This window comes from Alistipes sp. CHKCI003 (assembly GCF_900021155.1).
Classification (GTDB): domain Bacteria; phylum Bacteroidota; class Bacteroidia; order Bacteroidales; family Rikenellaceae; genus Alistipes; species Alistipes excrementavium.
In genome coordinates, this window is record NZ_FCNT01000034.1 from 1 (window position 1) to 14,191 (window position 14,191).

Below are 14,191 nucleotides of genomic sequence, written 5' to 3' on the forward strand. Positions count from 1 at the left end.
CCACCGCATTCTCCGCCCGCGCCTTGCACCCCGGCCCCGGCCGTCCGGCGCCATCCGCGCAGCCGACCCGACCCGCATCGTCCCCGGCGTCCTCCCACCGCCGCTCTGCACCCCCGGCCGCATCCACCGCCGCGCACACCCCGTTGTTTTCCCGGAGATTTGTCGTATCTTTGTCCCATGCAGATCACCAAAGCCGAATTCAAATGCAGCTCCGCCAAGCTCTCGCAGGTGCCCGCGGACGCCCTGCCCGACTTCGCCTTCATCGGACGCAGCAACGTCGGAAAATCGTCGCTCATCAACGCCCTCACGGGCCGCGGCGGACTGGCCAAGGTCTCCGGCACGCCGGGCAAGACGCGCCTCGTCAACCACTTCCTCATCAACGACCGCTGGTATCTGGTCGACCTGCCCGGCTACGGCTATGCCCGCACCTCGAAAAGCCGGCGTGCGGAATTCTCGCAACTGATCCTCGACTACGTGCTGCGATGCGAACGGATGCACTTCCTGTTCGTGCTGGTCGACTCGCGGCTCGAACCGCAGGCCATCGACCTGCGGTTCATCCGCATGCTGGGCCAACACGGCATCCCGTTCGGTGTCGTCTTCACCAAAACGGACAAACTCTCCAAGGCCCGGCTCGAAAAGAGCGTGGCCCGCTACCGTTCGGCGCTGCTCGAAGAGTGGGAGGAGCTGCCGCCGTTTTTCGCCACGTCGAGCGCCCGCGGCACGGGCCGCGACGCGATTCTGGACTTCATCGGCAAAAGTTTGACCGAAAATTGATAAAAACGGGGGCCGAACGACGAATTTTCCGTCCCGTTTCGTATCTTTGCACGACCAAAAACCTCTTGACCTACTATGGCTATCCACAAAATCAAAATTTTTGCCGGTCGGGACTCGAAGTACCTCGCCGAGAAAATCGCCGCCAGCTTCGGCACGACCCTCGGACAGTCGGAAGTCCTGCAATTCAGCGACGGGGAGTTCCAGCCCTGCTTCAACGAATCGATCCGCGGATGCACGGTATTCATCATCCAGTCCACGTTCCCGCCTTCGGACACGCTGATGGAACTGCTGATGATGGTCGATGCCGCCCGCCGCGCCTCGGCCTACAAGGTCGTGGCCGTGATGCCCTACTTCGGCTGGGCGCGTCAGGACCGCAAGGACCGTCCCCGCGTACCGATCGGCGCCAAGTTGGTCGCCAACCTGCTGATGGCCGCGGGCGTGGACCGCATCATGACGATGGATCTGCACGCCGACCAGATACAGGGTTTCTTCGACGTGCCGGTCGACGCACTCTACGCCAGCGGCATCTTCGTACCCTACATCAAGAGCCTCGACATCGAGGACCTCTCGATCGCAGCCCCCGACATGGGCGGCGCGAAACGGGCCAACACCTACGCCAAACTGCTCGGCACGCCGATCATCATTTCGCATAAGGAGCGGGCCAAGGCCAACGTCGTGGGCAAGATGACCGCCATCGGCGAGGTCGAAGGGCGCAACATCCTGATCGTGGACGACATGATCGACACGGCCGGTACGATCTGCATGGCGGCCGACATGCTCATGGCGCGCGGCGCGAAGAGCGTGCGTGCGGCCATCACCCACCCGATTCTTTCGGGTCCGGCCTACGACCGCATCAATTCGAGCGCGCTCGAAGAGGTGATCGTTACCGACACCATTCCTTTGCGTCAGGACCAGAATCTCAGCAAGTTCACCGTACTGAGCGTCGCCGACATCTTCGCCGACGTGATCGAACGGGTACACAACTACAAGGAGATCTCGTCGATCTTCTTCAAATAGCGCGGCTCGCCCCCCTGTCGGAGGAAAGGGGGGGGGCCTGACGGGATGCCTGACAAGTTTTTTTCAACCGTCCGAGAATCGCGCATTCCCAAGCGGGATACGGGGGTGGCTGCCTGTCGCAGCCACCCTCTTCGGTCCCGGAAATCCCCGGCCCGAACTCCGCGCCGGACCTTCCGCCGCTCCCGCGCAGCCGTTCCCGTCCCTCGGCACAGTCCGAACGGCACGCCGCAACGCCTTCGGCCGAAAACGTCGAATTCCCTTCGTCTCTTCCCGTCCCGCTGCAAAGGCGTTTCTCCTGCCCCGATCCGACGAAGCGGCCCCGTCTCCCCGCACCCGCCGCCCGCCGACAACGGCAGGAACGAGCAAAAAGTTCCCGACTTTCTTGTTCGGCTTCCTTCGGCGGAGCACAAAATCATTCCCTTCGCGGCCGACACGAGAAACAGCCCCTTCTCCGTCCCTTCCCGATCGCTTCCGCACCTCTTTCCGGCTTCCGCGAACCGTCTGCAACCGGTGCCGCACACGTCTCCCCCAAAAGAGCGGACCTTCGCCGCCGGATGCTGCGTACCGCACGGCCCGCAGACACCGCCAGCCGCAACCGGCCGCTCTCCCCGTTTCACCCCGGCCAAAACGTGTCCGGCCCCTCCCGAACAGCTCGTAGCAATTCAGTGCAATTCAGGAAAACCTCCAATTATACCCACAGCCCCGAAATTCGCAACCGGCCGAGCGCCGCAGCCGAAACGAAACGTACGCCGCCTATGCGCGGCAGCGAACGGACGTCCCCGCCTCCGCATCGTCCGGAAGCGACGGCACATCCGCCGACAACGAGAGCCGCCATCCGAAACGGCGTCGAAGCGACGACACGAACACTCCGACACCAGACGAACGACCGGTCCGGCGTGCCGAAGCCTCCCCAAAGTCGCCCGCCCGAAAGATCGCATTGCACATCCGCCGAAAAATTCCTATCTTTGCGACTATCGCGCAACCGTTCGTTGCGAACGACTTCCGGCCCATGAAAACGCTTCTTCGAAAAACCGCATCGGTTCTCGGTCTCCTCCTCCTGCTCGCTGGCTGCAACGAAGAGGAGACGCCGCCCGCACCCGTTCCGCAGACGGGCTTCATCGAAAGCATCCTCGCCAAAAGCTACTGGAAAGAGGAGATTCATTTCCTCTACCAGCGCAAGGGGATCGACAACGCGAAAATATACGCGGATTCGCGGGACATCATCGAGGCTTACAGGGGCAGCAGCGGCTACACGTTCGAAGATCAGGTGTTGATGGATGCTGTCTACGTCGACAAGGACCGCAGCGTTTGGCGTTACGTGCAGCAGGACGGCGAATATACGGGTTACTACAAGAACCTCTATGACATCGAGTACGACGAAAACGCCCTGACCCTCCACATCCGCACGCCCTACGATTCGCTCCGCTACATGGGAGCCGTTACGCAGTCGGAGCTCGAAATCGTGTCCCTGAGCAACGAACAGGTGGTTTTCGATGGCCCCATCAAGACCTTCATCCGGCAGAACTGGGAGCTTGACGATCCGGACAAATATCCCTATCTCTACGTGGGCATACGTGTCTGCTGGACGAAAACGGACCCCAACTGCTTCACTTGGGCCGACCAGCTCGACTGAGCCGCAAGCGACGCGCAGGCTTCCCCACGCTGTCCGATAGCAGTGCGGGAGGAAGAAGCGCCGCCCGGCAGCCTCGCCGCCCCCTCCGGCAGCCGGCCTTTCCCGCCGCATTTTCATTCTCCGCCCCGGCCGAAGATCGAGCATGAGACGTTTCCGCTCCGCAGGGCGATTCGCCCGCCCGCACGCCGGACAGGACAAAACGCTGCCTCTCGGCCCGCTGACGGCGGAAGAGGCGCCGGTGTCCGGAGACACGCCCCCCGAACGGAAACTTTTTCGGCACGAAACATCCGCAGCATTCGTATCGCCACGGCTCCGCAAACCCGATCTGACGCTCCGGCGATCGGCGGCCCAAAGCTCGGGCGATCGGTGGCGGAATTGCCGGAACCACGTCCGATACACCCTCGGCCGCAAACCTCACCCTGCAAACGTTCCGGACCTTGCGACCCTTCCGCCGCAAACCCCTCGGCCGGGGCCATCGCATACGGCGCACGCACATCCTCTCTCCGACGGCCGGCCCAGCAGCCCGCACCCGCGAAGGCCGCGCCTGCGGAAACAGCGGCTCCGCGGCGGCACCCGCCCGACCGGAGCAATCCGCAACTACTTGAGGGGACTGTCCGGCTCGCGCGCCATCACCATGTAGAACATCCGGTCGAGGAACGCCGGCGCGAACTTCTTCACGAAATGGGTCGCGCGCCCCTCGGCTTCCATCAGACAGAGCCGCCTGCGGCGCAAAATGCCCCGCCGCACGATCCGCGCCACCTCGTCGGACGTCATCATCTTCGCCTCGTCGCGGGGCGTGGCGCCCTGCTGCGTACCGTCGGCCGTAAGGGCCGAAAAACGGACGTTCGAAGCCGTGAAGCCCGGGCAGGCGATCATCACGTGCAACCCCTTCTTGAGGTTCTCGATGCGGAGCGTTTCGAGGAATCCCGTCATCGCATACTTCGACGCCGAGTAGCCCGTCCGCCCGGGCAGCCCGTGCAGCCCCGCCACCGACGAAATGCCGACGACGGAGCCTTTCGACCGCTGGAGATGCGGCAGCGCCGCCTTGCAGCAGTTGACCGTGCCCCAGAAATTGACATCCATCAGCCGGTGCAGCACCCCGAGGTCCACCTCGTCGAACAGCGCGCGCATCGAAAGCCCCGCGTTGCACACGAGCACGTCCACGCCGCCGAACGCCCTCACGGCCGTGTCGATCAACGCCTCGCAATCCTCCGGCTTCACCACGTCGGCCGCACACCATGCGGCTTCGCCGCCCCGGCTCCGGATCCCTCCGGCAATCGCCTCCAGCTTCTCTCCGCTTCGGGCTCCGAGCACGACCTTCGCCCCATCGGCGGCATAGACGCGGGCCATCGCCTCGCCGATGCCCGACGAGGCGCCCGTGATGACGATCACTTTATTCTTCAAACTCTTCATATCGTTCGCTTCATTACAGTCGTTTCCCCGCCCGGCCGTACCCCGGACGACTTCGGGGCTGCACCCGTGCCGACGCAACAGTCGGCCCCGATCCTTCGTTTCCCGCCCCGGCCGCGCCCTGCACAAACCCGGTTCTGCGCATTTCCCCCGATGCAACAGTCCGCTTCGATCGCTTGCCCCCCTGCCGCCCCGCACGAGCCCGGATCGCACCCGGATCGCGCCGGCTCAACGTAACGGGTCCTCTATTTCGACCTGCAATCCGTCCCAAGCCGGATGCACCCCTTCAGGCAGCGCCGCATCGGTCTCGGCATGCAACCCCATTTCGTGCGACATATGCGTCAGGTAGGCTTCGCGCGGCCCCACCCGCCGGATCAGCTCCAGCGCTTCGGCCACATTGAAATGCGAATCGTGCGGCGCTGCGCGCAGGGCATTCACCACGAGCACCTCGACACCCGCCAACTTGGCGACCTCGCCCTCGTCGATACTCTTGAAATCGGTGAGATAGGCCAGCCGCCCGATGCGGTAGCCCGTTACCTCGAAACGCGGCGAGTGGTGCCCCGACACGGGCACGACCTCCACCCCCTTCACGCGGAAAGGGTGCGCCGGGTCGATCTCCCGCAGCTCGATCTCCGGCACGCCGCGGTACTTGTCCGCAGCGAAGGCGTAGTCGAAATCCTTGCGCACGCATGCCAGCGTCCGCCGCGTGGCGTAGATGTCCACGCGGCGGATCGTCGGATAATCCACGAAGTTGAAGGCCCTCACATCGTCCAGACCGCCGATGTGGTCCTTGTGTTCGTGCGTCAGCAGAATGGCGTCGATGTGCCGCACGCCCGTGCGGAGCATCTGACAGCGGAAATCGGGCCCTGCGTCGATCACCATGCGCACGCCGCGCGTCTCGACCATCGCCGAGGTCCGCAGGCGGTTGTCGTGCGGATCGCGCGAGGCGCACACCTCGCAGCGGCATCCGATGACCGGCACCCCCTGCGAGGTGCCCGTACCTAAAAACGTCAGTTTCATCCCTGCAAATGTACGAAAAAAGAATGTCATTCCCATATACCGGCCCAAGCCCCCGCCACACACATGTTTTCGAGGCTCCCGGAGCTTCTGCGGCGTCCCGATCCATCGCTGCCGCGTATGTTCTATCTACATAGATGCCACGCCGCGGCAGTACCCCGCCCCGCGCATCCGCCGGTTTCCGGTCCGAACCTCCGATTTCCATCCACCCTCCCATTCGCGAATCCACTGGCGAACGGCATCGAAACGGCATCTGTCTACGGAATCTCCGTTTTGCGGCGATTCGCAGACTGCCCTCTCGCCGGACGGCCGAAATCCGAAAGATCCGACGATCCGGGGATCCGCCGGATTTACGGCGGCCGCCCCATCCGTATTCGAACGGCTCCCGAGCGGCGGCCCGACGGAAAAGAACATCACAAGCGGTTTTGACGGCGTATGACAGGAGCATGCCGTTCTGAAAGACAGGTATTCGCTGAACGCATCGAAGAAAATCCCCAAGGCTCTTTCTGCGGCTCCTGAGACCGTTGCCGCATTTCCGGTCCGAGCTCCCCGTTCGAGCGGGGCCCCATGTCCGAATCGCGTTCGGACGAAATCGCCTGCCGTCCGCAATCCCCCGAATCAGGGGAACCATGCCGCAGCTTACTGACAAACAGGCGATCCTTCCATCCCCGCCCTCTGCCTGCTTTCGTCGCATTCCGTTTCTATCCCCGCATCGGAGCCGCCGTGCATAAAGCACCCGGAACCGCCTTTGCCGCCACAAAAACATAAAGCTCCTTTGACGACCGAAAATTATTCGTATCTTTGCAGCGCAAACAATTTTTTCTCGGAACTTTTACGGAACTGTCTCAATGGCAACATACTCTTAAAGTATGCGCAGAGCCATTGGGGAGATATCCCGCGAACGGCACGCTATTGAGCCTGTAAAAGGGGGAAAGAGTTGTTTGCAGCTGCGCAATTTTTATTCTATGCAAACAACTCTTTCCGTCTGCGTTCCGACGCCGACATGCCGCAAGGCCCGCCGTGCAGGGCAGCCCTCTCTGCCCCGCCCGATCCACTCCCGTCTTCGCTTCCCGCCTCCGGACTGACACGCGCACCGCCCGCCGTCCTCGCCGCCTTCGCTGCGCCCCGCGCGAAAAGCGAAGGCCGAATTTCCGTTGTCGAATCCTAAACAAATTTTCAGATGCAAACCACACCGAACGCGGGCCCCAACGTACCCGCCCTCAACTGCAACCCCGATGAACTGCGGCAAATTCTCGCCGTCCTGTGCCGATGCACCTCGCCCGACGAGATCGTCTACTTCGGTTCGCTCGCCGGAGCACCCCCTTTCAGCGAAGTGGCCGCCTACGACCTCGCGATTCTCACCGAGCATCGCACGCCCGACGAGTGGGAGACCGTCGGCCGACAGCTGCGGCTCCAACTGCCGGCCCGCAACCGCGCCATTCCCTTCGTCAACTTCTACCTCCTGCCTACCCGCGAGGCACGCAAAAGCCTCTTCTACCGCTTCGTGCGCTCCGAGGGCCGGGTCGTCTTCGCCGCCGATCCCCTCCCGCCGCTGCCATGCGATCCCGACAAAGTCCTGCGGACCGCCTCCCGCCTCGGCCGCCACTATCTGACCCGCGCCCGAAGCATGTTCGACGCCGCGGCTCAGGCGCTCGCCGCCGCGGACCTCCGTCAGGCGGCCTTCTGCAACGCCTGCGCGATGGAACTGATTCTCGACGCCCTCTACGCCGTCTACCATCTGGAGCTCTGCCCGCTTCACCGGCTGCCCGACCTTTTTCTGCGGCTGCAAACGATTTCGGCCGAACTGCATCTGCTGCTCGACCCCGAGCGGGCCGGCGTGAGCCGCATGCTGGCACGCATGGAGGGATTTCGCCGGATGGCGCTCCACGATCCCGACTGCCCCGTCCTGCGCGACGAGGTTACGCACTATTTCGACCGCACGCGCACCATCCGGGCCCGGATCGAGCAGCTCTGCGCCGAACGGCTGGCCCTCTACGATGAGCGCGCCGCGACATCCGGAGGGGGCAATCCGCCGTCGGAACCGGAATACCGGATCCGCACCGCGGCAGATTCGCCGGCCGCCAGCTTCCCCGCCCGCACTGCGGACGCCGGCGCGGACGACCTCTCCGTCCGGCACGGGCGCACGGCGAACGACGCGACGGCGAATCCCGTGCAGCGTGCAGATGCGGACGCCGCACCCCTGCCCTGAGCCAAGACCGACGCCGATCCCGTCCGGTGTCGTCGGACCGACACCCGTACATGCGGCCGTCCCGTGCGGCATGCGGCGGCGACCGCTGCCGCTTCTTCCGTCCGCCGCGGGAATGCGGCAGCCGCAACGCCTCTTCCCCTCGGGCAATCAGAGACGGATGCCGGCGTGCGTCCCGATCCCGCAAATACCGGCACCGGCCCGCGCGGCGTTTTCTTCCGGCCCGAGGAGGCGAATCCCGATCCGGAGGGCGACCTCACGAACGTTGCACGGCACGCCGCCGTCTTCCCCGCCGCCGTTTGCGAGGACGGCAGCCCCTCCGGCGAGACGCGCGAATAGAGTTCCGCGGCGCACTCCGCAGCCTCCGAATCCCGCCTCTGCGGCCGCATCCCCGCCGTACCGAGCAGCATCCCGGCAGCGAACAGGATGCCGACCTCGGCACGAGCCTCTTCGCGGCCGCACGCCCACACCGCGGGGCATCGCAAACCGGGCTGCGAACACGAGTGCAAGCGCACGGCATGCCGCAAACGAAGACACACGCAAAGTCGCAGCGCACGCCTCTGCGGCCGCATCCCCGCCGTACCGAGCAGCATCCCGGCAGCGGACAGGATGCCGACCTCGGCACGAGCCTCTTCGCAGCCGCACGCCCACACCGCGGGGCATCGCAAACCGGGCTGCGAACACGAGTGCAAGCGCACGGCATGCCGCAAACGAAGACACACGCAAAGTCGCAGCGCACGCCTCTGCGGCCGTATCCCCGCCGCACCGAGCAGCATCCGGCAGCGGACAGGATGCCGACCTCGGCACGAGCCTCTTCGCGGCCGCACGCCCACACCGCGGGGTGTCGCAAACCGGGCTGCGAACAGGAGTGCAAGCGCACGGCATGCCACAAACGAAGACACACGCAAAGTCGCAGCCGCACGCCGCACGGCAAGCCGCATAGGCAAACGGCAAACCGCATGTCGAGCCGCGCGGCGCACGCTGCATGTCGCAAAAAAGGGAGCGTCCGTCGTCGGACGCTCCCTGCGCATCATCGCCGGACGACGGATCAGGCATCATTGGTCGCCGATTCGAGTTTTTTCATGATCGAGAAGATGAACAGCGCCGAGAGGAGGCAGAGCACGATCAGCACGCTCCAAACCATCCACAGCGCCATGCCGCTGTTCCAGAGATAGCCGATGAGCGACGTGGCGTAGTTGCCCACGGCCGTAGCGGCGAACCAGCAGCCCATCATCATACCCTTGTATTTCGGAGGTGCGACTTTCGACACGAACGAGATGCCCATCGGCGAGAGGAGCAGTTCGGCGAACGTCAGCACCAGATAGGTCGAGATCAGCCAGTTCTGCGACACGAAAGTATTGCTGACACCGGCCTCCTTTACTTCGACGGGCGACATGAGGCCCACCGAGCCGAGCGCGAGGATCAGGAAACCGCCGGCGGCGATCACCATACCCATACCGATCTTGCGGGGCGCCGAAGGCTCCTTGCCGCGTTTGCCGAGCGCCGTGAAGATCGCCACCGAAATCGGGGTGAGCGCCACGACGTAGAACGGGTTGAACTGCTGGAAAATCTGGGGCAGGATGTGCACCGGATCGGGCGTCTGGGTATACTGATAATACAGTCCTCCTGCGACCGCAAGGAAGATGACGGCGCTGATGAGTTTGCCGCGGCCTTTGTCCGACTGGAAGAATCCGAAGATCGAGTAGACGCCGACGGCGATCAGCAGCAGGTTGACGATATTGAAGCCCATGCGGGTGATGCCCGTGGCTTCCGACGTGGTGTAGTCGCGCGCGAAGAAGGTCATCGTCGAGCCGTTCTGGTGGAAGGCCATCCAGAAGAAGATCACCACGGCGAATACGAGCATGAGGGCCGTGATGCGCGACTTGGTCTGCGCGGGCGTCAACTCGACCTGAGCGGCGTTGCCCGAGGCGGCCTGCTGTTTGGCCGTTACGTCGGCGTGCTTGAACGTCTTACGGAAACCGGCGTAGATCAGGTAGGACACCACCAGCGAAACGCAGGCCACGCCGAAGCCCATGTTATAGGCCGCCGACAGTTTTTCGATGTAGTGCTTCGAGAACTCCATCAGGTCCGAGACGTTGCCGCCCACGGACGCCGCGAGCGCCTGCAGATTGGCGAGCGGTTCGCCGGCGAGGGTTCCGTTCGACTCGATGAACTGGTGCGCCAGCGCGGGGATCTGGCCGTTGTACGTCAGCCCGTCCTGAGCGAGGAAATAGTCGGTGATGGCGCCGGCCATCGAGGGGGCGAACATCGCACCGATATTGATAGCCATGTAAAAGATCGAAAAGGCATTGTCGCGCTTGGAGGCATAGGCCGGATCGTCGTAGAGGTTGCCGACCATGACCTGCAGATTGCCCTTGAAGAGACCCGTACCGCACGCGATGAGCAGCAGCGCCGCGAACATCATCGCCTGCGCCGCGAAACCCGTACCGGTCGGAATCGAGAGCAGCGCATAACCGCCGAACATCACGAAGATACCGAGCGTTACCATCTTGCCGAATCCGAACTTGTCGGCCAGAATGCCGCCGAAGAAGGGCATGAAATAGACGGCAGCGAGGAAGATTCCGTAAATCTGGGTGGTTACCGTCTCCGTAAAGCCGAACTTCGCCTGCAGGAACAGCGTGAAGATGGCCAGCATGGTATAGTAGCCGAAACGCTCGCCGGTATTGGCTAGGGCTAAGGCGTACAAACCTTTGGGTTGTCCTTTGAACATGATTAAAGTTGGTTTTTAGTAATTTTGGTTATTTAGTGAGTAATATTCGGTTCTATCCTTTTCAAGGGCCCGACAAATATAAGAAAATTTTTCATATATTTGTATAAAACTGGCCGAACCTATGGGAAAAACGCACCGAAGGCTGCCGATCGTCGAACGCGACGAGTGGCTGCGCCCCGTCGAAGCGGAGCTGAACCGGCGCTACCGCCGCTACGAGGAAAAAATGGACGAGATACGCCGTGCGTCGGGCTCGATCGTCGACTACGCCAACGGCTACTTCTACTACGGCTGGCAGCGCGACCGCGACCTCGACGGCTGGTGGTTCCGCGAGTGGCTGCCCGCCGCGCAGGACGTCTACCTCTTCGGCGACTTCAACGGCTGGCAGCGCACGCAGCTGCGGCTCCGACGCGACTGCGAGGGGGTGTGGAGCATCTTCCTGCCCGACGCGATGTACGCCGGGCGGCTCGTGCACGGTTCGCTCTACAAGCTCCGCGTCCACGGCGCCGACGGCAGCTGGCGCGACCGCATCCCGGCCTATGCCGCGCGGGTCGTGCAGGACGACGAGACCAAAAACTTCACGGCCCAGTTCTGGATCCCGCAGCCCTTCGACTGGTCGGGCGACACGTTCGACATCGCCCGCAACGGCTCTCCGCTGATCTACGAAGCGCACGTGGGCATGGCGCAGGAGCGCGCCGGCGTGGGCACCTACGCGGAGTTCGCCGAAAAGATCCTCCCCGTCATCAAGCGCGACGGCTACAACACCGTGCAGCTCATGGCCATCGCCGAACACCCCTACTACGGCTCGTTCGGCTACCACGTGTCGAGTTTCTTCGCCCCTTCGTCGCGTTTCGGCACCCCCGAGGAGCTCAAGGCCCTCGTGCGCCGCGCCCACGAGCTGGGGCTGGCCGTGGTGATGGATCTCGTGCAGGCCCACTACGTGCGCAACCTCAACGAGGGGATCAACGCCCTCGACGGCTCCGACCGCCTCTACTCCAAGCCGGGCGACGCGGGCTACCAGCCCTACTGGGACTCGATGATCTTCGACTACGGCAAGAGCGAGGTGCAGCACTTCCTGCTCTCGAACGTCAAATACTGGCTCGACGAGTTCCATTTCGACGGCTACCGTTTCGACGGCGTAACCTCGATGATCTACCGCCACCGCGGTCATGTCGATTTCGACTCCCGCGACCGCTTTTTCGACGACGGCGTGGACCCCGACGCCCTCGTCTACCTCACCCTCGCCAACCGCCTCGTCCACGAGTTCCGCCCCTCGGCCCTGACCATCGCCGAGGAGGTGAGCGGCATGCCGGGCATGTGCATCCCCATCGACGACGGCGGCGTCGGCTTCGACTACCGGCTCGGGATGGCGATCCCCGACTACTGGATCCGGCAGATCGAGCAGGTTCCCGACGAGCGCTGGGACATCTGGGAGATGTGGCGCGTGATGACCGACCGCCTGCCCGAGGTGAAGACCGTGGCCTATGCCGAATCGCACGATCAGGCCCTCGTGGGCGACAAGACTTTGGCTTTCCGGCTGATGGACCGCGAGATGTACGACCGCATGGACCGCGCGTCGGAGAGCGTGGTCATCGACCGCGGCATGGCGCTGCACAAGATGATTCGCCTGATGACCATCTCCGCGGGCGGACAAGCCTACCTCAACTTCATGGGCAACGAATTCGGCCACCCCGAGTGGATCGACTTTCCGCGCGAGGGCAACGGCTGGAGCTATGCCCGCGCACGGCGCCAGTGGTCGCTCGCCCGCAACGGATTTCTCCGCTACGCATGGCTGGGCGATTTCGACCGGGCGATGCTGCGGCTGGTCAAACGCTGGAAGGTCCTCTCGGACGACTATCCCTACAACCTGCTGATGGACGAACGCAACAAGACGATGGTCTTCTCGCGCCGCGACCTGCTGTTCGTCTTCAACTGGCACCCCGCGGCCTCGATCCCCGACTACGAGCTGCCCGTGCCGGCGGCGGGCCGTTACGTGCCGGTGCTGTCGACCGACGAACGCCGCTTCGGCGGCACGGAGCGCGCCTCGATGGCGTCGGTGCACTTCTCCCGCCCGGCCCCCGGCCCCGACGGGACGGAGCGTCCCTGCATCCGCATCTACAACACCTCGCGCACCGCCACCGTCTTCCGCCGTCTGAAGCGTTAGGAGGGAGCGTCCGTGCGTTCCGATCTATCATACCCTTTCGTCCGGCGCAGGAAATGCAGCACCTATGATAGGTTTCGAAGACGGAAAAGCGAACTTATCGGCCGAATAATATTATATTTGCTTCATCTCAAGTATCAAATCCGCCTCTATGAAGAAAATCCGCTATCGGACACTTTTCCGGGACATCGCCTTGTCTTCCTGCCGAACGGACGAAGCGCTTGTCTGCGCCTCCGCTCCGGCAGGGACAGCCGAGGCGGTGCTCACCCGATCCGTGCGAACGCCTTCGGAGGGGACGCCGACCGTCGGCAAAAAACTGAAAAACCCTTTTTCCTTGGATAATATGCAGGAAGCCTTGGTCAGCATGTTTCGGCGCGATCCGCACTCTCCTGCGGACGGCAAAATGACCGGCTCGATCTTAGAAGAAACGGCCCGATTGCGGCAAACCTCCCTCCGGCCTTCGCATCTTTACGTAAAAATAACGCCTGATAATCCGGAGGAACTCGCCCTGCTCTACAAGTCGCCTACGCTGCGCGCCTTGAAAACCAATATACTGACCGATCGACAGGCTTCGGGCGTCGAAACGGACGCGGCAGACGATTATTTCGAATTTTACGGAATCTAAGTATAAACATATATAATATGAAATTTCGGATGAAAAAAACGATCATCGTCCTTTTCGCAATCCTCGGCACGATTCCGTTCGCGGGATGCGGCGGCTCGTGCGGGGGAGAGGACTACGTACATGCAGGCAGATACGGTCTGTGCAACGAAAGCAAACGCACCCTTACGATCGTCCACCGCCCCTCCTGCGTGGAGCTGCCCGACTACCTGACCATACAGCCGGGCGAAACCCACTGGATCGACGAATCGGAGGAGATAGCGCCGGGTGCGAAAAGTTTTTTCGACACCGACCCCCGCAACATTTTCGACATTCATGAAATCCGCTACGACAACCGCTATGCGATCGACTTCGACGATCTGCGCTATGCGCGCAACCCCCAGTACAGGACCAACTACGAATTGCTCAACGGCATCTACCTCTTCACGTTCACCGTCGCGGATTATACCTACGCCACCCGTAAGGGCAAACCGCTGGTAACGAATTACGGACAAGACGGTCCCGCCCTCTGACCGGACCGGCGCGCCGGCGCGGATCTCCGTTTCTGCGCGGATTTCCGCGCCGGCAGGCTTTTCGAAGCAGCAGGCATTTCGAGGCGACAGGCCTTTCGGGGCGGGCAGGCA

10 protein-coding genes are annotated in these 14,191 nt (G+C 63.0%); 7 read left to right on the forward strand and 3 right to left on the reverse strand.

All coding sequences use genetic code 11. The features are described from left to right. Nucleotides 1-177: 177 nt before the first annotated feature. The 3 genes from yihA (at nt 178) to BN3659_RS04940 (ending at nt 3,424) form a co-directional block, all read left to right on the forward strand. Nucleotides 178-774, forward strand: coding sequence for a ribosome biogenesis GTP-binding protein YihA/YsxC (yihA, locus tag BN3659_RS04930; RefSeq protein ID WP_091535052.1), 597 nt, complete (start codon nt 178-180; stop codon nt 772-774). A gap of 75 nt (nt 775-849) precedes the next feature. Next, nucleotides 850-1,791, forward strand: coding sequence for a ribose-phosphate diphosphokinase (locus tag BN3659_RS04935; RefSeq protein WP_091535053.1), 942 nt, complete (start codon nt 850-852; stop codon nt 1,789-1,791). A gap of 1,009 nt (nt 1,792-2,800) precedes the next feature. Continuing rightward, nucleotides 2,801-3,424 carry a hypothetical protein gene (locus tag BN3659_RS04940; RefSeq protein ID WP_091535055.1) on the forward strand — a complete coding sequence of 208 codons (624 nt, stop codon included), beginning with the start codon at nt 2,801-2,803 and terminating at the stop codon, nt 3,422-3,424. A 597-nt stretch (nt 3,425-4,021) separates the two neighbouring features. Here BN3659_RS04940 and BN3659_RS04945 read toward each other — a convergent pair. Both BN3659_RS04945 and BN3659_RS04950 read right to left on the reverse strand, forming a co-directional pair. After that, nucleotides 4,022-4,837 carry an SDR family oxidoreductase gene (locus tag BN3659_RS04945; RefSeq protein ID WP_091535057.1) on the reverse strand — a complete coding sequence of 272 codons (816 nt, stop codon included), beginning with the start codon at nt 4,835-4,837 and terminating at the stop codon, nt 4,022-4,024. A 225-nt stretch (nt 4,838-5,062) separates the two neighbouring features. Beyond that, nucleotides 5,063-5,854 carry an MBL fold metallo-hydrolase gene (locus BN3659_RS04950; protein ID WP_091535068.1) on the reverse strand — a complete coding sequence of 264 codons (792 nt, stop codon included), beginning with the start codon at nt 5,852-5,854 and terminating at the stop codon, nt 5,063-5,065. Between the two features lie 1,177 nt (nt 5,855-7,031). Between BN3659_RS04950 and BN3659_RS04955 the strand changes: the two genes are divergently transcribed. Next, on the forward strand, nt 7,032-8,060 hold the full coding sequence (locus BN3659_RS04955; protein ID WP_091535058.1) for a hypothetical protein: 1,029 nt from the start codon (nt 7,032-7,034) through the stop codon (nt 8,058-8,060). Nucleotides 8,061-9,105: 1,045 nt separating this feature from the next. On the opposite strand, the gene BN3659_RS04965 is transcribed toward BN3659_RS04955, so the two are convergent. After that, the gene (locus BN3659_RS04965) at nt 9,106-10,788 is read right to left on the reverse strand and encodes a peptide MFS transporter (protein WP_091535062.1); all 1,683 of its coding nucleotides are present in this window, start codon (nt 10,786-10,788) and stop codon (nt 9,106-9,108) included. Between the two features lie 121 nt (nt 10,789-10,909). On the opposite strand from BN3659_RS04965, the gene BN3659_RS04970 reads away from it, so the two are divergent. The 3 genes from BN3659_RS04970 to BN3659_RS04980 all read left to right on the forward strand — a co-directional run bounded on the left by BN3659_RS04970 (nt 10,910) and on the right by BN3659_RS04980 (nt 14,080). After that, nucleotides 10,910-12,949, forward strand: coding sequence for an alpha-amylase family glycosyl hydrolase (locus BN3659_RS04970; RefSeq protein WP_091535063.1), 2,040 nt, complete (start codon nt 10,910-10,912; stop codon nt 12,947-12,949). Nucleotides 12,950-13,097: 148 nt separating this feature from the next. After that, on the forward strand, nt 13,098-13,571 hold the full coding sequence (locus tag BN3659_RS12815; protein WP_141682494.1) for a hypothetical protein: 474 nt from the start codon (nt 13,098-13,100) through the stop codon (nt 13,569-13,571). A gap of 29 nt (nt 13,572-13,600) precedes the next feature. Then, entirely contained in the window at nt 13,601-14,080 is a 480-nt protein-coding gene (locus BN3659_RS04980) for a hypothetical protein (RefSeq protein WP_091535066.1), read from the forward strand. The last annotated feature ends 111 nt before the right edge of the window (nt 14,081-14,191 follow it).

Coding starts and splice junctions, on each gene's coding strand:
- BN3659_RS04935 (WP_091535053.1), top strand. CDS start 850: ATGGCTATCCACAAAATCAAAATTTTTGCCGGTCGGGACTCGAAGTAC.
- BN3659_RS04945 (WP_091535057.1), bottom strand. CDS start 4,837: ATGAAGAGTTTGAAGAATAAAGTGATCGTCATCACGGGCGCCTCGTCG.
- BN3659_RS04950 (WP_091535068.1), bottom strand. CDS start 5,854: ATGAAACTGACGTTTTTAGGTACGGGCACCTCGCAGGGGGTGCCGGTC.
- yihA (WP_091535052.1), top strand. CDS start 178: ATGCAGATCACCAAAGCCGAATTCAAATGCAGCTCCGCCAAGCTCTCG.
- BN3659_RS04940 (WP_091535055.1), top strand. CDS start 2,801: ATGAAAACGCTTCTTCGAAAAACCGCATCGGTTCTCGGTCTCCTCCTC.
- BN3659_RS04980 (WP_091535066.1), top strand. CDS start 13,601: ATGAAAAAAACGATCATCGTCCTTTTCGCAATCCTCGGCACGATTCCG.
- BN3659_RS12815 (WP_141682494.1), top strand. CDS start 13,098: ATGAAGAAAATCCGCTATCGGACACTTTTCCGGGACATCGCCTTGTCT.
- BN3659_RS04970 (WP_091535063.1), top strand. CDS start 10,910: ATGGGAAAAACGCACCGAAGGCTGCCGATCGTCGAACGCGACGAGTGG.
- BN3659_RS04955 (WP_091535058.1), top strand. CDS start 7,032: ATGCAAACCACACCGAACGCGGGCCCCAACGTACCCGCCCTCAACTGC.
- BN3659_RS04965 (WP_091535062.1), bottom strand. CDS start 10,788: ATGTTCAAAGGACAACCCAAAGGTTTGTACGCCTTAGCCCTAGCCAAT.